This window comes from Arthrobacter sp. P1_B11 (genome assembly GCF_056406715.1).
This window is the reverse complement of sequence record NZ_JBFTZQ010000012.1, coordinates 47,533-70,672: the sequence shown is the minus strand read 5'-3', so window position 1 is coordinate 70,672 and position 23,140 is coordinate 47,533. Positions and strand designations below refer to the sequence as shown.

At 65.3% G+C, this 23,140-nt stretch carries 23 protein-coding genes and 1 tRNA gene; 16 read left to right on the top strand and 8 right to left on the bottom strand.

Translation table 11 applies throughout. The features are described from left to right. The first annotated feature begins 1 nt into the window (after position 1). The 10 genes from AC1D14_RS12055 (at position 2) to AC1D14_RS12010 (ending at position 9,567) form a co-directional block, all read left to right on the top strand. Complete coding sequence (locus AC1D14_RS12055; RefSeq protein ID WP_230118747.1) at positions 2-961, top strand: carbohydrate ABC transporter permease; 960 nt, start codon at positions 2-4, stop codon at positions 959-961. Next, positions 961-1,860: a carbohydrate ABC transporter permease gene (locus tag AC1D14_RS12050; RefSeq protein WP_230118746.1), complete on the top strand. Its 900-nt coding sequence runs from the start codon at positions 961-963 to the stop codon at positions 1,858-1,860. Before AC1D14_RS12055 ends, AC1D14_RS12050 begins: the two co-directional genes overlap by 1 nt. A gap of 47 nt (positions 1,861-1,907) precedes the next feature. Beyond that, positions 1,908-2,657 (top strand): sugar phosphate isomerase/epimerase family protein, encoded by a 750-nt coding sequence (locus tag AC1D14_RS12045; RefSeq protein ID WP_230118745.1) that lies wholly within the window; start codon positions 1,908-1,910, stop codon positions 2,655-2,657. Beyond that, positions 2,654-3,772, top strand: coding sequence for a Gfo/Idh/MocA family protein (locus AC1D14_RS12040; RefSeq protein ID WP_230118744.1), 1,119 nt, complete (start codon positions 2,654-2,656; stop codon positions 3,770-3,772). The genes AC1D14_RS12045 and AC1D14_RS12040 overlap by 4 nt, the downstream gene beginning before the upstream one ends. A gap of 10 nt (positions 3,773-3,782) precedes the next feature. Then, positions 3,783-4,997 (top strand): Gfo/Idh/MocA family protein, encoded by a 1,215-nt coding sequence (locus AC1D14_RS12035; RefSeq protein ID WP_230118743.1) that lies wholly within the window; start codon positions 3,783-3,785, stop codon positions 4,995-4,997. A 1-nt stretch (position 4,998) separates the two neighbouring features. Then, entirely contained in the window at positions 4,999-6,000 is a 1,002-nt protein-coding gene (locus AC1D14_RS12030; RefSeq protein ID WP_230118742.1) for a sugar phosphate isomerase/epimerase family protein, read from the top strand. A gap of 5 nt (positions 6,001-6,005) precedes the next feature. After that, entirely contained in the window at positions 6,006-6,926 is a 921-nt protein-coding gene (locus AC1D14_RS12025; RefSeq protein ID WP_230118741.1) for a 3-keto-disaccharide hydrolase, read from the top strand. Next, a complete protein-coding gene (locus AC1D14_RS12020) occupies positions 6,923-7,813 on the top strand; it encodes a TolB family protein (protein ID WP_230118740.1) in 891 nt (296 codons plus the stop codon). Before AC1D14_RS12025 ends, AC1D14_RS12020 begins: the two co-directional genes overlap by 4 nt. Before the next feature lie 4 nt (positions 7,814-7,817). Further along, the gene (locus AC1D14_RS12015) at positions 7,818-8,855 is read left to right on the top strand and encodes a Gfo/Idh/MocA family protein (protein ID WP_230118739.1); all 1,038 of its coding nucleotides are present in this window, start codon (positions 7,818-7,820) and stop codon (positions 8,853-8,855) included. A gap of 178 nt (positions 8,856-9,033) precedes the next feature. Continuing rightward, the gene (locus tag AC1D14_RS12010) at positions 9,034-9,567 is read left to right on the top strand and encodes a GNAT family N-acetyltransferase (protein ID WP_230118759.1); all 534 of its coding nucleotides are present in this window, start codon (positions 9,034-9,036) and stop codon (positions 9,565-9,567) included. On the opposite strand, the gene AC1D14_RS12005 is transcribed toward AC1D14_RS12010, so the two are convergent. Both AC1D14_RS12005 and AC1D14_RS12000 read right to left on the bottom strand, forming a co-directional pair. Beyond that, entirely contained in the window at positions 9,568-11,700 is a 2,133-nt protein-coding gene (locus AC1D14_RS12005) for an amylo-alpha-1,6-glucosidase (protein WP_230118738.1), read from the bottom strand. Positions 11,701-11,742: 42 nt separating this feature from the next. Beyond that, on the bottom strand, positions 11,743-12,855 hold the full coding sequence (locus tag AC1D14_RS12000) for a glycosyltransferase family 4 protein (protein ID WP_230118737.1): 1,113 nt from the start codon (positions 12,853-12,855) through the stop codon (positions 11,743-11,745). Positions 12,856-13,109: 254 nt separating this feature from the next. Between AC1D14_RS12000 and AC1D14_RS11995 the strand changes: the two genes are divergently transcribed. Continuing rightward, positions 13,110-13,835 (top strand): DsbA family oxidoreductase, encoded by a 726-nt coding sequence (locus tag AC1D14_RS11995; RefSeq protein WP_230118736.1) that lies wholly within the window; start codon positions 13,110-13,112, stop codon positions 13,833-13,835. Between the two features lie 62 nt (positions 13,836-13,897). Further along, a complete protein-coding gene (locus tag AC1D14_RS11990; protein ID WP_230118735.1) occupies positions 13,898-14,548 on the top strand; it encodes a TetR/AcrR family transcriptional regulator in 651 nt (216 codons plus the stop codon). A gap of 11 nt (positions 14,549-14,559) precedes the next feature. Here AC1D14_RS11990 and AC1D14_RS11985 read toward each other — a convergent pair whose 3' ends face one another. Next, entirely contained in the window at positions 14,560-15,234 is a 675-nt protein-coding gene (locus AC1D14_RS11985) for a LytR C-terminal domain-containing protein (RefSeq protein ID WP_230118734.1), read from the bottom strand. Further along, entirely contained in the window at positions 15,227-15,526 is a 300-nt protein-coding gene (locus tag AC1D14_RS11980) for a type II toxin-antitoxin system VapB family antitoxin (RefSeq protein WP_230118758.1), read from the bottom strand. The genes AC1D14_RS11985 and AC1D14_RS11980 overlap by 8 nt, the downstream gene beginning before the upstream one ends. A gap of 148 nt (positions 15,527-15,674) precedes the next feature. Here AC1D14_RS11980 and AC1D14_RS11975 point away from each other — a divergent pair, with 148 nt between their 5' ends. Further along, the gene (locus AC1D14_RS11975; RefSeq protein WP_230118733.1) at positions 15,675-16,607 is read left to right on the top strand and encodes a Cof-type HAD-IIB family hydrolase; all 933 of its coding nucleotides are present in this window, start codon (positions 15,675-15,677) and stop codon (positions 16,605-16,607) included. Between the two features lie 78 nt (positions 16,608-16,685). Continuing rightward, positions 16,686-18,323: a stealth family protein gene (locus AC1D14_RS11970; RefSeq protein ID WP_230118732.1), complete on the top strand. Its 1,638-nt coding sequence runs from the start codon at positions 16,686-16,688 to the stop codon at positions 18,321-18,323. Between the two features lie 79 nt (positions 18,324-18,402). Here the strand turns inward: AC1D14_RS11970 and AC1D14_RS11965 are convergent, their stop codons facing one another. The 3 genes from AC1D14_RS11965 to AC1D14_RS11955 all read right to left on the bottom strand — a co-directional run bounded on the left by AC1D14_RS11965 (position 18,403) and on the right by AC1D14_RS11955 (position 21,434). Further along, positions 18,403-19,317, bottom strand: a complete 915-nt coding sequence (locus tag AC1D14_RS11965; protein ID WP_230118731.1) for a phosphodiesterase — start codon at positions 19,315-19,317, stop codon at positions 18,403-18,405. A gap of 173 nt (positions 19,318-19,490) precedes the next feature. Continuing rightward, on the bottom strand, positions 19,491-19,880 hold the full coding sequence (locus tag AC1D14_RS11960) for a thioredoxin domain-containing protein (RefSeq protein WP_230118730.1): 390 nt from the start codon (positions 19,878-19,880) through the stop codon (positions 19,491-19,493). Positions 19,881-19,931: 51 nt separating this feature from the next. Further along, complete coding sequence (locus AC1D14_RS11955; protein ID WP_476875065.1) at positions 19,932-21,434, bottom strand: M23 family metallopeptidase; 1,503 nt, start codon at positions 21,432-21,434, stop codon at positions 19,932-19,934. 159 nt (positions 21,435-21,593) lie between these two features. Between AC1D14_RS11955 and AC1D14_RS11950 the strand changes: the two genes are divergently transcribed. After that, positions 21,594-22,502, top strand: a complete 909-nt coding sequence (locus AC1D14_RS11950) for an oxygenase MpaB family protein (RefSeq protein WP_476875064.1) — start codon at positions 21,594-21,596, stop codon at positions 22,500-22,502. 64 nt (positions 22,503-22,566) lie between these two features. Here AC1D14_RS11950 and AC1D14_RS11945 read toward each other — a convergent pair. Beyond that, positions 22,567-22,654 (bottom strand) — tRNA-Ser (locus AC1D14_RS11945). A gap of 136 nt (positions 22,655-22,790) precedes the next feature. On the opposite strand from AC1D14_RS11945, the gene AC1D14_RS11940 reads away from it, so the two are divergent. Beyond that, positions 22,791-23,114: a hypothetical protein gene (locus AC1D14_RS11940; RefSeq protein ID WP_476875063.1), complete on the top strand. Its 324-nt coding sequence runs from the start codon at positions 22,791-22,793 to the stop codon at positions 23,112-23,114. The last annotated feature ends 26 nt before the right edge of the window (positions 23,115-23,140 follow it).

Here is a 23,140-nt window from a genome sequence, read left to right as displayed (position 1 = left end):
CATGTCAGTGACTACAGCACAGAACGGCCTGAGCCGGGCCCGCCGGGGAGTTGCCCCCGGCGGGCCCGGAGGACCGGCCAACCGCAAGAGCAGACTCAGCGCGCAGACCAGCCGGACATTCTTCTGGCTCCTGCTGCCCTCGGTGATCCTTCTCGTCCTCATCCACGGCTACCCGCTCGTGTACGCGGGCATCCAGGCCACGCACGACGGCTCCCTGATCTCCACCGGCAACTTCGTCGGCGCCGACAACTTCGCCAATGTCCTGGGCTCCGATGCCTTCTGGAAAGCCGCCCGATTCACCCTGATGTTCACGATCGTCGGAGTGTTCGGCTCCTGGCTCGTCGGCCTGGGACTGGCCCTCCTGCTGCGCACCAAGATCCCCGCCGGCGGAACGTTCAAGGTCCTCCTGCTCCTGCCCTGGGTGGTCCCGATCGTAGTGTCCTCCACCGCCTGGAACTGGCTCGTCGCCACGCCGGACAGCCTGATCCCGTCACTGTTCAGGAACCTGGGACTGGGCACCCCGCTCTTCCTCGCGGACCCGACCCTCGCCGCCGTCACCGTCATGGTTTTCAAAGTCTGGGTCAGCTTCCCGTTCATGATGATGATGATTTCAGCGGCCCTGGCCTCCGTTGACACCACCGTCTACGAAGCCGCCAGCATGGACGGCGCCACCCGCTGGCAGCAGTTCAGCCAGATCACCCTGCCGCTGATCGCGAGGTCCACCTACATCAGCTGGATCCTGATGACCATCTTCTGCGTCAATGACTTCCCCACCATCTACCTGCTCACCGGCGGCGGTCCCGTGGACGCCACCACCTCCCTCGTGGTCCTTGCCTACCGAAGCGTCTTCCAGGACTTCCAGACCGGACCCGGCGTGGCCATCGCCTTCCTCATGACCATGACGCTGGTGGTCATCTCCGTTCTCCTGTACCGCCAGATCCGAAAGTCGAGCGTCGAATAATGAGCGCAGTAGTCCACGCCCATCCCGAAACCGGCCCGGTCCTCGGCGTCGCCGACACCGGCCCCGTCAAAAACCGAAGTGTCCTTTCCGAAGCAGGGCACCGCAACCAATGGTGGCGGTTCGTCCTGATCCTGGCCATCACCGCGATCGTTCTCGTCCCCATCATGGTCACGGTCGTGCTCGCCTTCACACCGGGTCCGAACAGCACCTCAACCGGATTCACGCTGGAGAACTTCGGCTCCGTGTTCTCCGAAACCCTCGCGGCCACCTGGCTGCAGAACAGCCTCATCACCACGCTCAGCACCGTGATCGTCTCGGTAGCCGTCGCCGCACCCGCCGGCTACGTCCTGTCCCGGGGCCGCAGCAAAGCCGTCTCCGGCTACTCCCTGCTCCTGTTCGTCATGCAGTCGCTGCCGATCATCACCTCGGTGGTGCCGCTGTTCATCCTGTTCGCCGGGATGGGCCTGGTGGACAACCTCATGGGCCTGACCATCATCTACGTCGGCTCCACCATGACCGTGGCCACGTGGATGATGGCCGCCTACTTCGACTCCATCCCCATCAGCCTCGAAGAAGCGTCCTGGATCGACGGCTGCTCCGTCTTCGGCTCCTTCACCAAGGTGGTGCTCCGCAACTCCCTGCCGGGCATCCTCTCCACCGCGATCTTCGCCTTCCTGCTGGCCTGGAACGACTACCTCGTAGCCATCGTGTTCCTGCGCTCCACGGAGATCTTCACCCTCCCCATGGGCGTGCAGTCCTTCTTCCAGCAGAACCAGACAGACTGGACCTCCGTCATGGCCCTCGCCGTGATCATGATGCTCCCGCCAGTGATCGTCTTCGCCACCCTGAACAAGTACTTCAGCGTCGGCGGCATCGGCGGATCCCTCGCCGGCCGCTAGGCCCTGACCCATTTTCGAGAACAATCCAACTCCCGCAAAGGAACGACATGTCTTATTCACTCCAGCTGTACACCCTGCGCAATGCCATGCAGGAGGACCTGCCCGGCACCATCAGAAAGGTAGCCGAGATCGGCTTTACCCAGGTTGAGCCCTACAACTTCGTGGCCACGGCCAAGGAACTTGGTGCAGCGCTGAAGGAAAACGGCCTGACCGCCCCGTCCGGCCACGCTCCCCTGCTCAGCCAGGACCAGGACGAAATCTTTGCCGCCGCCAAGGAGCTGGGCATCAGCACCGTCATTGACCCCTACCTGCCGGCAGAACACTGGCAGTCGGCCGAGGACATCCAGGGCACCGCAGCCAAGCTCAACGCCGCAGCCAAGAAGGGCGCCGAATACGGCATCCGCGTGGGCTACCACAACCACGCCTGGGAACTGGAGTCCACCATCGAAGGCCAGACCGCCCTGGAGTACTTCGCAGGGCTGCTCGACCCCGAGCTGGTCCTGGAAGTAGACACCTACTGGGTCGCCGTGGGCGGCCAGGACCCCGTGGCCGTGCTTGAGCGCCTCGGTGACAGAGTGAAGTTCATCCACATCAAGGACGGGCCCCTCAGCACCGACACCAAGGCCCAGCAGCCGGCCGGCCAGGGGAAGATCGCCGTGTGGGACGTTATCGGCGCGGCCAAATCCCTGGAAGTGGGTGTCGTGGAATTTGACGACTATTCCGGTGACATCTTCGACGGCATCGCCCAGAGCCTCGCCTTCCTGAACACCGCGGCAAGCGAAGGCGCGCGCGCATGAGCGGCGCAGCTTCGCGCCGGGGGCCGGTCGGCGTCGCCGTCATCGGCGCCGGTGTCATCAGCAAGCAGTACCTGGACAACCTCACGGTCTTCCCGGACCTGAAGGTCCACATCATTGCCGACCTCTTCGAGGAGGCCGCCGAGGCGCGGGCGAAGGAATACGGCATCCCCGAATGGGGCGGGGTGGATGCGGCACTGAACCACCCCGACGTCGAGATCATCGTCAACCTCACGATCCCCGCAGCCCATGTTGAAGTGGCCACGGCCGCCGTCAACGCGGGCAAGCACGTCTGGACGGAAAAGCCGTTCTCGCTGGACCGCGAATCCGGGCTGGGACTGCTCAAGGCAGCAGACGCGGCCGGGCTGCGGCTTGGCTGCGCCCCGGACACCTTCCTCGGCGCCGGCCTCCAGACGGCACGGCGGCTGATCGAGCGCGGCGACATCGGCACTCCGCTGACAGCCATGACCACCTTCCAGACCCCGGGACCGGAATCCTGGCACCCGAATCCGGCGTTCCTCTTCCAGTACGGTGCCGGACCGCTGTTCGACATGGGCCCGTACTACCTCACGGCCCTGGTACAGACCTTCGGCGCCATCCGGAAGGTGGCCGCCGTCGGCTCCAAGGCCAAGGAAGTCCGCGTCATCGGCTCCGGCCCGAAGGCCGGCGAGGAATTCACCGTCGAGGTCCCCACCCACGTCAGCGCCATGGCCCAGTTCGAGGGCGGCCAGTCCTCGCACAGCGTCTTCAGCTTCGAGTCCCCGCGCCTGCGGATGGGATTCGTGGAGATCACCGGCACAGAGGCCACCATCTCGCTCCCGGACCCCAACTTCTTCGACGGCGCCGTGCGGCTCTGGCGTGCGGGAGACGAGGACTGGACCACCATCCCGGCCACCGGTCCGGCCAACGGCCGCGGCATGGGCGTGCTGGACATGGCCCGGTCCATCCGAGCGGGAGTCCCGCACCGCGCCACCGGCAACCTCGCCTACCACGTTCTGGACACCATGGTCTCAATCTCAGAGTCGATGGAATCGGGAACCTTCGTGGATGTCGAAAGCTCAGCGCCCGCGTCCGCAGCCCTCCCCGAGGACTGGAACCCCACCGCACCCACACTTTAGGAACAGTGCAATGACTTCCCAAGAATCCCAAGGAACGCGACCGGGAACCAGGACTCTGGGCGTGGCGATGATCGGGTACGCGTTCATGGGCAAGGCCCACTCCAATGCCTGGCGGAACGTGGCCAGCTTCTTCGATGTCCCGGCCTTCGAGCAGAAAGTCCTCGTGGGCCGGGACGCCGGCCAGGTGGCGGCGGCCGCGGCCAAGTATGGGTGGGCGGAGTCCGCCACAGACTGGCGCACGGTCTTGGAGCGGGACGACATCCACATCGTCGATATCTGCGCGCCCGGCTGGATGCACGCCGAGATCGCCATCGCTGCGCTCGAGGCCGGCAAGCACGTGCTCGTGGAGAAGCCGCTGGCCAACACCCTGGCCGAGGCAGAGGCCATGACCCACGCCGCCCGGGCCGCGAGGGAACGCGGCGTGCAATCGATGATCGGCTTCAACTACCGCCGTGTCCCCGCCCTGGCACTGGCCCGTGAGCTTATCGCCGAGGGCCGGCTTGGACGGGTCCGGCACGTCCGGGCAGCCTATCTGCAGGACTGGCTCGTGGATCCGGAGTCGCCGATGACCTGGCGCCTGAACAAGGAAACGGCAGGATCCGGCGCCCTGGGCGACATCGCCTCCCACGCGATCGACCAGGTGCTCTTCCTCCTCGGCGACGCCGTGACCGAGGTATCCGGCCGCATGCACACGTTCACCACCCAGCGGCCGGGTGCCCACGGCATGGAAGAGGTGACGGTCGACGACGCCGCCTGGGCCACGCTGTCCCTCGCCTCGGGGGCCATCGCCTCGGTTGAAGTCTCGAGGGTGGCGACAGGCAGGAAGAACTCCCTGACGCTGGAGATCTACGGCGACAGTGGGACCATTCTGTTTGATCTTGAGTCTCTGAATGAACTCGGATATTTGGATGCCAGCGCTCCGATCCGGGAACAGGGCTTCCGCCGCATCCTCGTCAATGAACCAGAGCACCCCTATCTGGCCGCGTGGTGGCCCCAGGGGCACACCATCGGCTGGGAGCACACGTTCACCCACGAAATCCGGGACTTCCTCGCCGCGATAGCAACAGGGACCGCGCCGTCCCCGTCGTTTGAAGACGGCCTCACCGTCCAGCGTGTCCTGAACGCCGTCGAAGAGTCCTCGGCCGCGAAAAGTGCCATCATCCAACTCATCCCGCCCACCGGCGCGACGGCATCCGCTGCCGCCCCGGTCACCGAAGGAGCCTGACATGCCCCGCCCGTATACCCTGTTCACCGGCCAGTGGGCCGACCTGCCCTTCGAGGAAGTTGCCCGGCTCGCGTCCGGATGGGGCTATGACGGCCTGGAAATCGCCGTGTCCGGGGACCACCTGGATGCCTGGCGCTGGGACGAGCCCGGCTATGTCGAGTCCAAGCTCGCGCTCCTGGAGAAATACAACCTGAAGGTCTGGGCCATCTCCAACCATCTCAAGGGCCAGGCTGTGTGCGATGACCCCATCGACTTCCGCCATGAAGCCATCGTCGGCTCGAAGGTGTGGGGCGACGGCGACCCCGAAGGCGTCCGCCAGCGCGCCGCGGAGGAAATGAAGCACACCGCCCGGCTCGCCAAGGCCCTCGGTGTGGACACCGTCGTCGGGTTCACCGGCTCCTCCATCTGGCAGTACGTCGCGATGTTCCCGCCGGTTCCGGAAAAGGTCATCGAGGCCGGCTACCAGGACTTCGCCGACCGCTGGAACCCCATCCTGGACGTCTTCGACGACTGCGGAGTCCGCTTCGCCCACGAAGTCCATCCTTCCGAGATCGCCTACGACTACTGGACCACCGTCCGGACCCTCGAAGCGATCGGGCACCGCGAGGCGTTCGGCCTGAACTGGGATCCGTCCCACTTCATGTGGCAGGGCATCGACCCCGTCTCCTTCATCTGGGACTTCAAGGACCGGATCTACCACGTGGACTGCAAGGACACCAAGCTCCGCCCCACCGGCCGGAACACCGTCATGGGCTCGCACCTTCCCTGGGGCGACCCCCGCCGCGGCTGGGACTTCGTCTCCGCCGGACGCGGCGACGTCCCCTGGGAATCCTCCTTCCGCGCCCTCACCGCGATCGGCTACACCGGCCCCATTTCCGTCGAGTGGGAAGACGCCGGCATGGACCGCCTCCACGGCGCCCCCGAAGCCCTCGCCGCGCTCAAGAAGTTCGATTTCCCCGCCTCCCAAACATCCTTCGACGCCGCCTTCAGCAGCAAGGACTAGCGGAGGTGGGTTTTCCCAACACGGCTCCGGCAGGCCCGCCGGACACTGCCTCTGAGGCTGAAGCGCCCGACGGCGGTGGGTACTTTCCGCTGTTCGACGGCGTCAGCCTGTCCGGCTGGCGCACTGTGCCCCGCGTCTACGGCACGGAATACCCGGGTGGTCCGAGCATCCTGGAGCTGTTCGACCGCCGCGGCCTGGCGCGGCCGGCGGAACCCGAGAAGCACGCGGCTCACTGGTTCGTGGAGGACGGAGTCCTGGTGGGCGAGCAAGACTCCCCCGGCAGCGGGTACGGCGGCTACCTGGTCAGCGAGCAGGCGTTCGGCGACTTCGAGCTCGTACTGGAAATGCGCCCCGACTGGCCGGCCGACACGGGCGTCATGATCCGGCGCCGGCCAGACACGTGGGAGGGTTTCCAGGTCTTGGTGGACCACAGGCCGTCCGGCGGCATCCGCGGATTCTTCGGCAACGGACTCGCAAGCTTTTCCGCCGTGCCGTTCGCGATCGATGCCGCGCGGGATGCCGACGGCCGCCCGGTCGGCTTGATTGCCGACGATCCCGCCACCTCGGTGGAACCCGTCACCGAAGACAAACGTGCCCGGCTGAAATACGCGGCCGACGTCGAGGATTTCCTCAAAGTGTGGCGCTGGGACGACTGGAACGAGCTAAGGATCCGCTGCGTAGGAACACTGCCGGTCATCACCACCTGGGTCAACGGCCTCAAGGTCGCCGAACTGGACACCGCCAGCCTTGACTCGCCCAACTACGATCCCGACGCTGTCCTTGGAGTGCTCAGCGAGCGCGGCCACATCGCGCTCGAAGTGCACGACAATGACGCCATGTTCGGCGAAGCCCGCTGGGGCAAGGGCGCACAGTGCCGGTGGCGGAACATCAGGATCAAGGATCTTACGAAAGAAGAAGCAAGGTGATCCGCACGCTCCAACCCGGCCAGCGCTGCGAGGTATGGGCCGCCTCGGTCTCCGGAGAATCCGCGCTGGTGTACTCAACGGAGGACGTTCTCCTGGAGGCACCGAACTGGACCCTCGACGGCGGTTCACTCGTCCTCAATGGCGACGGGAAGCTCTGGAAGCTGGACGTCGCCGGCGCGTCGCTGACAGGAGTGCCTCTCACCGGCGTCCCGGACCTCAACAATGACCACGTCCTGGACCCGGACGGCACCGGCATCTACCTCTCGGCGAATGATGGCCACATCTACCGTGCCGAGCTCAGTGGCGGCCAGGCCGAGCGCATCACCAAGGACGACGGATCCTTCCACTTCCTCCACGGGGTGAGCCCGGACGGCCAAGAGCTTGCCTACGTCGGTATCGAGGCGGGCGACTTCACCCAACCTGGCAGGCTGATGACCATCCCGGCCGACGGCGGCGCCACCGCCAGCGTCAATGTCGGCAGCGGCCACTGTGACGGACCGGAGTATTCCCCGGACGGAAAGTGGCTCTATCTGAACACGGAGTCCTTTACCTCTCTCCCGGGCCACGCCCAGCTTGCCCGTGTGCAGGTTGACGGGAGCGGGTTCGAGCGCCTCCTGGAGTCTGACACCGTCGACTGGTTTCCGCACGTCTCTCCCGACGGGCGCTTTGCCAGCTACATCCGGTTCCCCCGCGGAACCGAAGGCCACCCCGCCGACTTGCCTGTCGCCGTCGTACTTGTCTCCACCGGTGACTGGGCAACGCCGCTGCACACGTGGCCCCTTTTCGGTGGCCAGGGTACCCTCAACGTCACGAGCTGGTCGCCGGACTCTGAGCGCTTTGCGTTCGTGGCGTACCCGCTCTCTAGCTCAGATTCAACAAAGGACTAATCACGTGGCCAACTACAGCAACGGCACCTCTGACGGACAAATCCGTTGGGGAATCCTCGGCACCGGATTCATCGCCGGTCTGCAAACGCAGGACCTGATCGACAACGGTTTTACTGTCCAGGCTGTCGGCTCCCGCACGGTGGAATCGAGCAAGTCATTCAGCGACAAGTTCCACATTCCCACTGCCCACGAAGGCTACGAAGCGCTGGTTGAGGATCCGGACGTTGACGTGGTTTACGTTGCCACCCCGCACACTTTCCACCATGCCCACGCTCTCCTCGCCCTGAACGCCGGCAAACACGTGCTGGTCGAGAAGCCGTTCACCATGAACGCCCGCGAAGCGCAGGAGATCGTGGCGCTGGCCGAGGCCAAGGGCCTTGTGGTCCTGGAGGCCATGTGGAGCCGATTCCTCCCCCACATGGCCCGAATCCGCGAGATCATTGCCGAGGGCACGCTCGGCGAAGTCCGCAAGCTGGTGGCCAGCCACAATCAAAACCTGCCGAAGGATCCTGCGCACAGGCTGAACGACCCCGCGCTGGGCGGCGGAGCGCTGCTGGACCTGGGCATCTACCCGGTTTCGTTCGCTTTCGACGTGTTCGGCACTCCGTCCGCCGTTCGGGCAAGTGCCTCGATGACAACCACGGGCGTGGACCGCCAGACTGCGGCAATCTTTGAGTACGCACAAGGACAGCAGGCCCTCGTGGACTGTGAGCTGGATGCCGCCGGAGCGAACCGGGCAGTGGTTATCGGGACGGAGGGTTGGATCGACATCGAGTCCACTTGGTACAACCCCACGCCTTTCACTGTGTATGACACGCGCGGAAATGTTGTGGAGAGGTTCGACCAGCCCGTCAAGAGCCGGGGGATGCAGTACCAGGCGGTTGAGCTGGAACGCCTGGTCCGGGAAGGCTCCACTGCCGGTACCACTCTCCCGCCGAACGAGAGCGTGGCGGTGATGGCCGCGATGGACGAGATCCGCCGCCAGATCGGGCTTAGCTACGACGCCGATGCCGTGCCGGAAGGGACAGTCTCGAATGACTGACACCGTCTCGCCGCGGATCGCTGAACTGCGGCAGCACGAGGAAGAACTCGTTTTCGCGAGTTTTGACCACCACGATGCGTGGCGCCTCGGCTCTCTCATCGCCGACCATGCGATTGCCGAGGGCCATGGCGTGGCGATCGAGCATACCTGTACAAGACACTCTCGTCGGAGGACCTGCATGACGCACACTATCCGCAAGGCGGCCGCGGACGACGCCGGGCGGCTGGCCGAGCTGGCTGCCGTCACCTTTCCGCTGGCATGCCCGCCCGGATCATCGCGTGAGGACATCGCTGCCCACCTCGCCAACACACTCAGCGAGCGCCACTTCCGTGCGTACCTCGCCGATCCCGCGGTGACGGTCCTGGTCATTGATGCCGGCGAAGACCTCCGCGGCTACAGCCTGCTCGTGGACCGGCCAACCTCCGATCCGGGCGTGGCCTCCGCGCTCAATGCCCTCCCGTCGGTCGAGCTCAGCAAATGCTATGTGCACCCGGACCATCACGGTCTCGGCGCCGCGGCCGAACTCATGCACGCGAGCCTCGAGTCCGCCGCAGGTACTGGGGCCGCCGGGATGTGGCTCGGCGTCAACAGCGAGAACGCCAAGGCGATCCGGTTCTACGAAAAGTCCGGTTTCCGGAAGGTGGGAACCAAGTCATTTCAGCTGGGCAGCACCGTGGAACATGACTTCGTGATGGAGCGCAGGCTGGGATAGCTAACCGCCAAGGTCACTGTTAAGGGGCGGACGCGGCTCCTTCCGGAGCTTCAGTTCGGGAGGCAACCCCTCCACGCTCCCCTCCCCCCTATGGGCCCGGATGGTGATCCTGGAGCGGCCCAAGAGGACGTTTTCTGCCCGGACATCGCCGAGCTCGGCCGGCAGTATGGGCGCCAGGTGCAGGACATTCCGCGTGAAGTCTGGGTCAAAGCGCAAAAGAATCCGGGCCAACTGCACCGGAGCGGCTGCTGCCCACGCCTGCGGGGAGCAGGCTGTGGGGTACGGCACCGGCTCCGGGAAGTCACTCCGGTCAAAACCGCAGAACAGCTCCGGCAGCTGTCCGTCGAAATGCGCGGCGGCGGCAAAAAGCCCGCCCGCGACCCGGCGGGCCTCGTCCACGAAGCCGTAGCGCATGAGCCCGGTGGCCACCAGTGCCGTATCGTGCGGCCAGACGGAGCCGTTGTGGTAGCTGACAGGGTTGTAGGCGCCCATATCCGAGGCCAGTGTCCTGATGCCCCACCCCGTAAACATCTCCGGCGACATGAGTCGCTCGGCGACCATGGGCGCCTTGTCCTCATCGACTATTCCTACCCAGAGGCAGTGGCCCATGTTTGATGCGCACGAGTCCACCGCCTGCTTGTCCTTGTCCAGCGCGATGGCGAAATACCCCTTGTCGGGCAGCCAAAACCGCTCGTTGAACGACGCCTTCACGGTGGCAGCACGCTCGGCCCAGTGGTGTTCCAATGACGAGTCCCCGGCCCAGCGGGCCAGCAGCGACCGGCCCACGTAGGCGGAGTAGACGTAACCCTGGACCTCGCACAGTGCGATGGGTGGCTCAGCCATCCTGCCGTCGGCGAAATTAATCCCGTCCCACGAGTCCTTCCACCCCTGGTTCAACAATCCGTGGGGGTTGGGCCTCAGGTACTCCACGAAGCCGTCGCCGTCGCGGTCCCCGAAGTGCTCGATCCAGTCCAAGGCACGGTCCGCATGCGGCAGCAGCGAACCGATGATGTCCTCGCCCAGTCCCCAACGGCTGAGCTCACTCAGCACGGCCACAAACAGCGGGGTGGCGTCGGCCGTGCCGTAGTAGGAGGTACCCCCCAGCGCCAGGCCGGCATTGACGCCAAACCGCACTTCATGGGGGATCCGGCCGGGTTCCTCCTCCGAATCGGGGTCCACCTTCGTGCCTTGAATTTCGGCCAGGGTTTGCAGCGTCCCGGCGGCCAGGCCGGGGTCCACGAGCAGGGCCATGTAGGAGGAAAGCAGTGAATCCCGGCCGAAGAGCGCCATGAACCATGGGGCACCGGCGGCGACCGCCACCCTCCCCGAGTGTGCGGCATCAAAAATCCGCAGGGACCCCAGATCGCTCTGGCTGCGGCTCAGCACGTGCTGAACATTCCAGTCGGTGACGGTAATGCGCGGTACGTGTTCCGCCCACGCGATATGCCGCTGCACACCCGTCCGTTGGTGGGGCGAGGCCGTTTCGCTGAACGGTTCATCGGGCCCCTTTCCGTTGATCAGCGGCACCACGATGACGCTCGTGGACCACTGCCCCCGGGGCGGGATCTCCACCCGGAATGTCAGTGCATCCTCCCGCACGTGCGCGGCGGCTGCTCGGAGAACCGTGCCCCGGCGCTGGCCGTTGCGCTCGGCCTCGATAAGGAGCTCCCCGTCATGGACGCTCCTGCGAACGACAGCCCCGGTCGTCACCCTGGCGCCTTTGACGTCGAAGAGATCGGCCATGTCGGAATCGAGGCTAAGTTCGATGTCACACACGGCTGCCTCGCCAGAGTAATTGCGGATCGTGATGTCGTCCCGCAGCCCGGGGCCCACGTGCCGTTGCTGCTGAACCACCAACGGGCTGTCAAACCTCCCGTCCGCCCACCGGGCCCGCCCTACGAACGTCGCCTGGAAAGCGGTGGGCGTCCTGGCTACCAGCGGTTCCCGGAGTGCTCCGTTGACGCGGAGCATCCAGCGGGAAACGATCCTGGTGTCCTGGTAGAAAACGCCTTGCGTTCCACCCGTCACAATGTCTCCGCTGTCGGACGAGATGCAAAACGACGATCCTTCTACGACTGTCACCGCGCCTGCTTCCGAGGGACCTGCCTCCGTATCGGAGTTCCACGCATTCACGGGCTGCTTCCTTTCCTACGGGCAGTTGCGGCAATGCAAGACTCAGATTCCAGCAGGCCCTCGATTTTCTACTCCGCGCCCCAGGGGATCCCGCATCTGATTCTCGTGCACCGCCCCCGGATCCGGAACCCCGAAAGACTGCCCCTGCTCCAGAACGCTGGCGAACAGCTCCAAATGATCAGCAACCATGCGGGCAGAACTGAAGCGCTCCGCTACAGAGGCCCGGCAAGCTTCCCGGCTGAGTGAGGCCACGCCCAGCAGAAGCGCCGGCAGTTCCGCCAAGGAAGCCAGAAACCCGGTGACACCGTGGTCCACGACCTCCGGAGCCGAGCCAACCGGAGTGCCCACTACCGGTGTCCCCGTGGCCAGGGATTCGATCATGACCAGGCCGAACGGTTCCGGCCACTGGATGGGATTTAGGAATGCGACGGCGTTGCCCATGAGCGCGTACTTTTCGTCGTCCGTGATCTCCCCCATGAAGTCCTCGTTGGGGCCCAAGAGGGGCTTCACGACTTCCCGGTAAAACCGCAACTCATCGGGTTCGCGCATCTTTGCCGCGATGCGCAGGGGAATTTCTGCCTTCCGGGCAATAGCGATTGCTTCAACCAAGCCCTTGTCCGGGCACACCCGCCCCACAAAGCACGCGTAGCCCCCCTTGCCGGTGCCCGTGGGGACCGTGGACAGGTCCAGCCCGTGGTGGATTACCCGTGCGATCGGCACGTCCGGCGCATGCGTGACCTGATCGCGGGAAATGGCGATGATGCTGGCGGTCCTCCCAACGGCCCGGTAGATGTCCGCCGCTGCGGGCGTCAGCCGGCCGTGGATCGTCGTCACGACCGGGACAGAGGAGGGGCGATGGGCGTACAGCGGACCGGCCATCGTGTGGTCGTGGATCAGGTCCACACCCCGCATGCCCTGGTACGCCCGTATCACGTGGCTGAGCTCCGAAAGGGTGGACCCCAGCTCGGCAGGTTCCGAAACCCTCATCCCCGAAACACGCGGGACCGGGCATTCGCTGTCGGAGGGAACAGCCAGCAACACCTCGTGCCCCGCAGCCGCAAAACCACGGGCAAGGCTGTCCACCACCCTCTCGGTGCCGCCGTAAGAGGGCGGAGGAACGGGAATCCAGGGTCCCGCAATAAGTCCTATCCGCATTCCCCGGCCTCCCAGGTGACAGAGCAGACGGCCCCGCACAATGGCTGCGGCGCCGTCCTCGGCGCATCGGGGCAGAACTAACGATGGCGTTCGGATGAAGAGCATCCGACGGCTGACTTCATAACCTACGTCAAACGATATTGTCCGCAGTGACGCCGGGCAAGGCTGGTAACTGAAGCTGTGCGCTGTGCGCTGTGGCCAAGCCAACAGTGCACGGCAGGAATGCCAGCGCGTGGGTTCAGGTTGTGGCAAGCATGAAGATTGAAATCTGGTCAGACGTCGCGTGTCCGTGGTGCTACATCGGCAAGCGCCGTTTCGAGGCCGCCCTGGCCGAGTTCCCGCACCGCGATGCCGTGGAGGTGCAGTGGCGGAGCTACCAGCTTGACCCTTCCCTGCCCGAGCACTACGACGGCACCGAGCTCGACTACCTCAGTACTCGCAAGGGCATGGCCCCGGCGCAGGTCTCACAGATGTTTGACCATGTGGCAGCTGAGGCCCGAGGCGAGGGGCTCAACTACCGGTTCGACGCCGTCGTGGTTGCCAACAGCTTCACTGCCCACCGGCTCATCCACCTGGCCGCCGCTCACGGGAAGCAGGATGCCGCCAAGGAGCGGCTCCTCAGCGACCACTTCGAACACGGCAAGGACATCGGCAGCCGCGAATACCTCACCGTCCTCGGCCGGGAGCTGGGCCTGGACGCCGTCGACGTCGCGGAGCTGTTCACTTCCGACAAGTACGCCGACGACGTGCGGCACGACTTTGCCGAAGCGCGCGCCCTGGGCATCAGCGGCGTCCCGTTCTTCGTCATCGACCGCAAGTTCGGGCTCTCCGGCGCCCAGCCGTCCGCAACGTTCAGCATGGCGCTGGAGCAGGCGTGGCAGGAATCGCATCCGCTGGTGATGGTCGCGGCCGACGCCGGGACCAAGGACGCCGGCGCAAACGGCGGCGAGGCATGCGGTCCAGACGGCTGCGCCGTCTGATTCTCGGATTGTTCGGGTGTCGGCGCCCGGGGTTTACTGACAGATCGCGGTAAAGTGTCCGTATGCCCCGGATTTCGGCCCCCAGCAATGCTGCGCAGCGCGCCGAGACCCAGCGCCGCATCCTGAATGCCTTCGGCGAGCTGCTCTTCACCCACGGACTGCCCGGGCTGACCATGACGGACGTTGCGCGCCATGCCGGAATCGGGCGGACGGCCGTGTACAACTACTACGCCGACATTGAAGAGCTGCTCATCTCGTACGCGCTCGTCGAAACGGAGCGCTTTCTGGCGGAACTGCGCGAGTCGCTCAGCCGCCTGGAGAATCCAGTGGACCGGCTCGCCCTGTATGTTCGCGCCCAGGTGGAGGACCTCAGCCGCCGCCACATGCCGCCCGGACCGGCCATGGGCGCCGTTCTTTCGCCGGCGTCCTTCGCCAAGCTCGCCGATCACGTCGGCGGCCTGAGTGACCTCCTGCAGGACATCCTGCGCAGCGGCATGGACCAGGGCTACCTGCCCGTGGCAGACGTCCGGCAGCAGGCCCAGCTGATCCACGGAACACTGTCCTCCAGCGCGGCCCGCGGAAGCGAGGAGCCGGACGACCTGGAGGAAAGAATTTCAAGGACAGTGCGCTTCATCCAGTTGGGTTCCGGTGCAAGGTTCGACGACGGCGGCCGCCCTGTCCCGCTCGGCGGGCGGCCCGCCGTGGCCGGCTAGGCTCCCGCCGTTCAGGGCTTGACGCTTGGCGTGGGTACGACCGGCAACGGGGCATCATCCGCGATGCGCCTGCTTTCCCGCGGGCAGCTCAGCTTGCCAGGGGTCTGGTCCACCAACTCGGGCTTGGCCAATCCCCGGTAGTCGCCGGCCAGGATCACGTCAACGCTGGCATCCGTGCGCCCGTCCTTGAAATAGTCGGACCCCGGGACGTTCCGCTGGACGGTGAAGGCCGCAGCCTGGCCGGCGGCACCGGACACCACGGCGGCCACGCCCCGGTAACCTGTTTCGGTGTTACCCACCTTGCCGACGCCGAACTTGCGGACCTTGAACTCGTTGGCGGCCGACTTGGCGAGGCCGGCCCGGCTCGTGGCGTTGAAGACGTTGACTTTGACCTTGGCGTTAGGGGTGTAGTCAAACGTTGCGGCGGGGCAGGCCGAAGCCTTCGCCCCGCTTTCCTCGGTTCCAGGAATTTTGATTTGGCCGTTCATGATGCCCAGGGCTGCCAGGATCGCCCCAACGATCAGCGCAAGAAGCAAGATAAGCACCACGCCGTGCAGGATCCGGCGCCGCAGCCTGCCGGGGTGGTCGAGGGTGTCGTCCTGCTCCACGAACGTGGCCCGCAGCTCCGGACCCGTGATGACGCGGTGTCCATGCAGGACCGTGACGTCCTTGCGTTTTCTAGCCATCGATCACCAGCACACGGGCGTGAATGGCGGTGCGCTGGTGCAGTGCCGTCCGGACAGCCCGGTGCAGGCCGTCCTCCAGGTAGAGCGTGCCCTGGTACTGCACAACGTGCGGAAAGAGGTCGCCAAAGAAGGTGGAGTCCTCGGCCAGCAGGGCCTCGAGATCCAGAGTCCGCTTGGTGGTTACAAGTTCATCCAGCCGCACGGGCCGCGGCGGGAGCAATGCCCAGTCCTTGGGCGTGCTGAAACCATGGTCGGGGTACGGGCGTCCCTCGCCCACAGCTTTGAATATCACCATGCAAGCCTAAGCACCTTGCCTGTCCAAGGGAATGTGGAACCGGCCCGCATCGGAGGTTGTAGCCAAACAGTAACCATGTGTCACATCCGGCCCGGATTTGCCTGCCTCGGCGCCCCGGGCAGGCGGTGGCTGTCAGAATGGAGCCATGACTGCACCTCCCGCGAATGCCGCCGCTGCCACCTTAGGCGCCCACACGCCGTCGACTCCTCCCCTTGCCCTCCTCCTGGACGTCGACGGCCCCGTGGCCAGCCCCGTGACCAGGAACGTCAAGCCGGAAATCATCGCGGACCTCGTGGCACTGGCCGCCGCCGGGATCCCCATCATCTTCAACACCGGGCGCTCGGACGCCTTCATCCGCGAGCAGGTCATGGAACCCATGATCGCGGCGGGGATGCCGGCAGGAACGCTGATCCATGCCATCTGTGAAAAGGGCGCCGTCTGGTTCAGTTACACGGCTGCCGGCCCCGGCCCTGTCCATGTGGACCACGAACTGGCTGTCCCCGCCGCCTACGGTGACGATATTCGCCGGATGGTGGCGGAGGACTATTCCTCGCACATGTTCTTTGATGAGACCAAGCGCGCCATGGTGTCCGTGGAACAGCACATCGAGGTGCCCAACAGCGAATACCTGGCCGAGCAGCACCTGTTCGACGAGGAAGCCATGGAACTGATGGCGCGCCACGGCCTCGGTGTCGTGCGGCTGGACCACCACGCACCGAACTCCGACGACGAAGTCGACTACCGGGTGGACCCCACCATCATTTCCACGGACATCGAGTCCGTCCGGCTCGGCAAGGACCTCGGCGCGAGCCGGGCCGTGGAGCTCCTCGCGGCGCAGGGCGTCACGCCCCAGGCCTGGCGGACCGTGGGTGATTCCCGGACGGACTACGCCATGGCAGACTGGCTGCACCACAACGACCACCCGGTCAAGCATGTGGACGTCCGGCCCGCGGACGGAGTGCCGGTCAAGCCCTACGACATCCTCACCGCCACCGACCTGGGCCTGGATGCGACGGTCATCCACGACGACGCCGGAGCGGCTTTCCTTCGCAGCTGGCGTGAGGCGCTGGCGGGCTGAGCCCGCTCCCGCCGCTCGGCCGCACGCGCCACTCTGGGCGGCGGCACTGTTCTCCTGCAGTTTTTTGGCAGGACTATCATGCAAGTAAGAGCCCATCCCCTAGCAGCACGGAGAATCCCCATTACAGACGTAACGGTTCAGGACGACATCTATTACGGCGGACAGACTTCCGAGGATGTCCCGGTGCTTGCGGAAGTAACGTCGCCGGCCGCTGTTGCGCGCCTCAAGCACCGCCCTGACGTGGTCCGTCGCTCTGGCCGGTATGCACTGATCAACCAGAACCGCACGCCCTACCAGGCCATGGTGGAGGACCTGCTCTTCCTGCGGACGGTGCTGGCAGGCGCCAGCCTGGATTACCTGCTGGTCCGGGGCAACAACGACCGCCCTGTGATCGCCCTGGACTGGAAGAACCGCAAGAAGCTGCGGGCCGCCCTGGTTGAGGCGTGCCGCAACGAGCCGTTCTACTCCATGACCGTGGACGCCAAGAAGAAGACCTCCGTGCTCGTGGCGGACGGTGAACTTTCCACCAACCGTCAGGCGAGGATCTTCCGCTTGTACAGGCCCCGGGTGGAGCCGAACGGCGGTTTCGAGTTCGGCGCCTCCGCAGGCGTGCAGGTGGAGCTCTGGAGCTTCGAGGGCGACCAGCTCATCCTGCCGATCGAGAACTCGCTGACGCGCCGCACCATGCTGACGCAGGACGCCGTGCGGGGAACCGTTGAACGCTATGGCCACACCTGGCCCACCATCGAGAACATGTTCGCTGATCACGCGAGCGACATCAGCTTCGACATCGACCTGGTTTTCTCGTGGGTAGACGGCAGTTCTCCGGAGTACATCGCAGCCCGCAGGGCGCGGCAGACCGGCGCTGTCCTCGGTGAGGGTGACGACCACGAAGCGCGGTACCGGCAGATCAACGAGCTGAAGTACGCACTCCGGTCCGTCTACATGTTCGCGCCGTGGATCCGCCGCATCTTCATAGCTACGGACTCCCCCGCGCCCGAATGGCTGGCGGACCACCCGTCCGTGACGATTGTCCGGAGCGAAGAGTTCTTCGCCGATCCGTCCGTGCTCCCTACTCACAATTCCCAGGCCGTGGAATGCCAGCTGCACCACATCGAGGGTCTTTCAGAGCATTTCCTGTACTCCAACGACGACATGTTCTTCGGGCGTCCTGTGGGGCCGGACATGTTCTTCACCCCGGGCGGGATCACCAAGTTCATCGAGGCCGAGACCCGGATCGGGCTCGGGGACAACGCAGCCGAGCGCAGCGGCTTCGAGAATGCCGCCAGGGTGAACCGGAAGCTGTTGTGGAACCGCTTTGGCCGGATCACCACGCGCCACCTGGAGCACTCCGCCGCGCCCCTCAGGCGCAGCGTGGTGGCCCAGATGGAGCAGGAGTTCCCTAATGAATTCGCCAAGACTGCGGCCAGCACCTTCCGCGCGGCGGACAACATCTCCGTGACCAATTCCTTCTACCACTACTACGCGCTGCTCACCGGCCGTGCTGTCACCCAGACAGCGGCCAAGGTCAGGTACGTGGACACGACCCTCCGGGCGGGGTTGAACTATCTGCCCAAGCTGCTGGCTAAGCGCAACATGGACTTCTTCTGCCTCAATGACGGCAGCTTCCCAGAGGTTCCGGCCGAGGAGCGGGCCGAGCTCGTCACCGACTTCCTGGAGAAGTTTTACCCCATCAAGGCACCCTGGGAGAAGTAAGGGCTGGGACAAGTAAGGGCCTGCCGCGGCGATTGCGTCGCCGCGGCAGACCTGCCGCCTCGATGTCAGGCCCCTGGGGCTAGGACTTTGCGGTCAGGACCGGGCGCTTGGCATGCTCGGGGATGCGGACTCCGGCGGCCACGAGGCGCCGCTCGGATTCTTCGGGGCTGACGTATTCCCCCACCGTGGGCGCCGCGCCCAGCGGCACCACCGAATGGACGATGGTGTGCTCGTACACGTGCACCAGGTTAAAGGCCTGCCCGCCGTCACGGCCGCGGGTGCCTCCCACAGGGACGTTCAAGTCCTGGGTGTAACACGTGGCCGAGGCCACCGACACCGGGATACCGGCGAAGGTTGCAGTGGTGGAATAGTGAAGGTGCCCTGCCAGAATGGTCCGCACGTCCGAGTTGCGGACCACGGCAGCCAGGGCGGCCTGGTCGCGAAGCTCCACGAGCACGGACAGGTCAAGCACCGAGGGCACCGGCGGATGATGCAGCGCCAGGATGGTGCCGTCCGGGGCCGGGGTTTCCAGCTGCGCGGCCAGCCAGTCCAGCTGGTCGCCGCTGAGCTCGCCGTGGTGGAATCCCGGCACGGAAGTGTCCATGGTGATGACTCGCAGGCCGTTGACGTAATAGCTGTGGTCCACGGGGTCATCATTCCCCGGCTGGTCCAGCAGACCGGCCCGGAAATTGGCGCGGTTGTCGTGGTTACCCATTGCCCAGATGACCTTGGCGCCCAGATCCCCGCACGCCGGTTCAACGATCGCGCGGAGTTTGGCGTAAGCCTCGGGGTCTCCCTTGTCCGCCAGGTCGCCGGTGAAAATGACGGCTTCCGGACGAGCGCCTGATGCCTGGACCTCGTCGAATAGCTGAATTAGGCGCGCTTCGCTGTCAACTGCGCCGTAAAGGGGGTCCGGACCTCCCAACAGGTGGGGGTCACTCAGGTGGAGTAGAAAATGACGTGGCCTGGGGTGCTCGGCCTCGATGAGCTCCATTGCTGCCTTCGCGGTAGTTAGGAAGCGGGCGCCTCCAGTGTTCCCTCTCAGTACGCTCCATCCAACCAGATAAAAAGCAAACTTTGGGGAAACTGAAGTTGGCATGTTGAAAAATTACGATGCCTGCCGCTTCTTGGCTAACGCTCCTCGCTTTCGTTTCATATTGGCGGTCATCATGCGATGGCCGCTTTCTTGGGTTTGCCGGAGGTCCGGTCACGCCGGATCAACGGCGGGGGCGAGCCGCCCCACATCTCCACCTTCACAGCTTGGTTCATGCGGAACTTCCAGGGGTTCCACCGCGCCGTGCAAGGCAGAATGCTCTTCTTGGATTTGGTCAACTCGCTGTTCGCGGGGTGCTGTTCCTGGCCATCGAGATCTGTCCAGGCGGTCAGCGGGACTGTGACACCGAAGCCAACAGGCACTGTGTTCCCTGTAAAGCGTCCAAAATCAATGACGGTTCCGTCATTGAGTGTCGGCGGAATCGTGGGGAGGGAAGTTACATGGTGCTCTCTGGCCGGTCGCATGGTTGATATTAATGACAACGGTAATTGCAGCCGCTGCATTCCTTCGACCTCCTTACCGGCTGGAGCCGGACGGCGAACCCTGCCGCGCGATTACGGCGCGGCGGTGGGATCCGCCGTCACGGCAGCTTCAGTTCCTGCGGGCGCATCCGCAGGGGCTTCTTTTGTGACAACACTTGGATCAGCCGCGGAATCGACTGCTGCTGACGGCGTCGGGGCCGGCGGCTCCGTCGGCGTCGGAGTTGGCGGCTCGGTCGGCGTTGGAGCCGGCGTAGGCGCTGGTTCCGTCAGGGGTGTGGGCACTGACTCTGCGGGAGGCAGCGGATCCGCGGGAGGCGCCGGATCAGCCGGAGGTGTTTCCGGGGCCGGGTCTACAGGCGGGACCGGAGTCGGTTGCGGTGCCGGTTCAGGCGTCGGTGGGAGCGCCGGTTCCGGCGTCGGGATTGGCACCGGGGTGGGGGTTGGAGTCGGGGTTGGCGGTGGCACAGGCGTTGGGGTTGGAGTCGGCGTTGGTTTTGGTGTCGGCTTGGGCGTCACCGCGGGGGCGGCCGGCCTGGTGACAACATCCGGTTTGGGCGTCACACGGGGGCTCGGCGTTGCGACAACTTCTTGCGATGACGAACTGGTGAGCAGGGAAGGCCGCGAAGACCTCGCGACGGCACTCGGCTTCGGGTCGCTGCCCACCGCCGAAACAGCCGGTGAGGTGCCGCCGTCGTCCGTGCTTCCGTCAAGGAAGGGAATCGTCCAGCCTGCCATGCTCGGCGCGTCGGGGTCGAAGCTGGCCATAACGCCAGGCTTCAGGGACGCGACCTGCCGGATGGGCAGGAAGGTCCACTTCATCGGATCCTCGTGCTGCCCGTCCTTGATGACTTCGAAGTGCAGGTGGCATCCGGTGGAGGATCCGGTGGTACCGACCTCGGCAATCACCTCACCGACGCGGACGTGATCGCCCTTCTCCACGGCGATGCCCCGCAGGTGGTTGTACGTTGTGATCAGGCCATTTCCATGGTCGATCTCAACCCTGTTGCCGCCGCCCCACGGGTGCCAACCGGCCGCCCGGACCACGCCGGAGTCGGCAGCATAGACCCGGGTTCCACAGGCGGCGGCGAAGTCCTGGCCCCAGTGGAATTCTCCGGCCTCCCCGGTCAGGGGATTGTGACGCAGCCCGAACGGTGAGCTCGGAACCAGGTCTTCGAGCGGAGCCATGAGGAAGCCCTTGCCGGGACGCTTCAGAACCGTCGACGCGACTCCGGGTGTCTGCGGTTTGGCGCCGGTTTTTGCCGACGCACCACGGGCAGAACTGCCCCCGGGTGTCCGGCCGGAAGGTATTTTTGCAGCGGAGTCGGCGGCTGCCCCGTCCACTTCATGCCCGTCGGGGACGCTGTCCGGGTCAAGCAGCGCCGGGCCTACTGTGCCCGAGGGAGGCGTCAGTGCGATGGTGGCCGCAGCAGGCTGCGGGACCGGACCGGACGGTCCCTGGAATCCGAAGGCGAAGACGGAGAACCCCACGACCACCGCAGCGGAAAGGCTCCGCAAGGCAATCCGGCCCGGGCCGTTTACCCTCGGTGCGTGTCGGTATCCCCCATGAGCTGCCACAGAATTCTCCTGAAATTGGACCCGTCAAACTCCTGTCTCGACGAGCGCGTCCTCCATTGTGGCCACAGGCACGAGCAGGGGGAAACCCCCTAAAACGGGGGGTAAGCACCGGCCCAATATAGGTTTAGGGGGCCCAGGCCGGGTGCGCGAGAATAGAACATGCGCAACTTCCCCAGGGAATGGCAGGCAGAAGTTAAGCGGACCCTCACGGGAAGCCCTGACGCGCCGCCGGAATGGATGCAGCTGTTCGCCGAGGGCGACGACGCCGGCTATTTCCTGCCGGGATCCGCCGTCTGGGCTGTCCACAGGGGCATGCCCACCCTGGTCGCAGGAATCCGGGCACTGCTCATGCAGTCGCTTCATCCTGGCGTCCTCGCCGGGGTCCACGACCACTCCAGATTCCGCGAGGACGCCCTGGGCCGCCTCGCCCGGACAACCCGCTGGATCCACGCCGTCGCTTACGGGTCCACGGCCGATGCACAGGCTGCGACCAGCTCCGTGCTCCGTATTCACGAGTCAGTTCGCGGAACGTACGTGGACGGGACGGGCGCCGCCCGGGACTATTCGGCCAACGATCCTGAGCTGCTCACCTGGGTGCACGTCACCTTCGTCGATTCGTTTCTGGAGGCACACAAGAGGTGGGGCGGCCCCATTCCGGGCGGACCCGATGCCTACGTCCGTGAGTGGGCGCAGGCAGGCCGGCTGATGGGCATCAATTCTCCACCCCTCAGCGAGACCGAGCTGAAACGGGAGCTGGACGCGTGGTTTGCAACGGGCGCTTTGCGCGCGGACCAGAGGGTTGCCGAGACCGTGGCCTTCATTCGGAATCCGCCGTTGCACCCCTTCCTGAAGCCCGGATACCGGGTGCTTTTCCAAGGAGCGGTGCTCAGCCTGGAACCCCAATACCGCGAGATGCTGGGACTGCGGCAGGCGCGTCTTGGCCCGCTGCCCCTCCCGGTGAAGCTGGCTACCAGCGCGACTCTCGCCGTCGTGCGCCTGGCGCTGGGCCGGATGAGTCCGAGCGAGCGCGCCGCCCGGCAGCGGATCCGAAAGCTGGGAGCTCCGTAATTTGGGAGGGAAGCCCGAATACACGAAACCCCGGTTCCGACAATGTCAGAACCGGGGTTTACGATGGCGGAGAATGGGGGATTTGAACCCCCGAGGGCGTTAACCCAACACGCGTTCCAGGCGTGCGCCATAGGCCGCTAGGCGAATTCTCCAGTTGCTTCTGAATCAAAAGCAGATACTAGAATACCCGAACTTTCCGGCATCGCCCAATTGAGTGGATTAGGCCCTATTTTTCGCCGTGGTTGTTCGGCCGTGACGGGCCGGTACGCGGCTGGCAGGATGGGTGTCATGTCGCAGCTCCGCGCCCTTGTCGTGTATGTTCCCGAGTCACATGCCGAGGCCCTGATGGCCGCCGTCGGGGACGCGGGTGCCGGGCGGCTTGGCCACTATTCGCATTGCTCTTTCACGTCGCCGGGAACGGGGCGGTTCACGCCCCTGAGCGGCTCCCGGCCGTTTCTCGGCACGGAAGGTGTGCAGGAGATGGTGCCTGAACACCGGATCGAGTGCGTGGTGGATGATGCCGTGCTCGACGCCGTCGTACGTGCACTGCGGGCGGCCCACCCCTACGAGGAACCGGCGTTCATGACCTGGCCGGTGAACGGGCATCGGTAGCCGGCGTGGGGGCGCTCCCGGGCCGA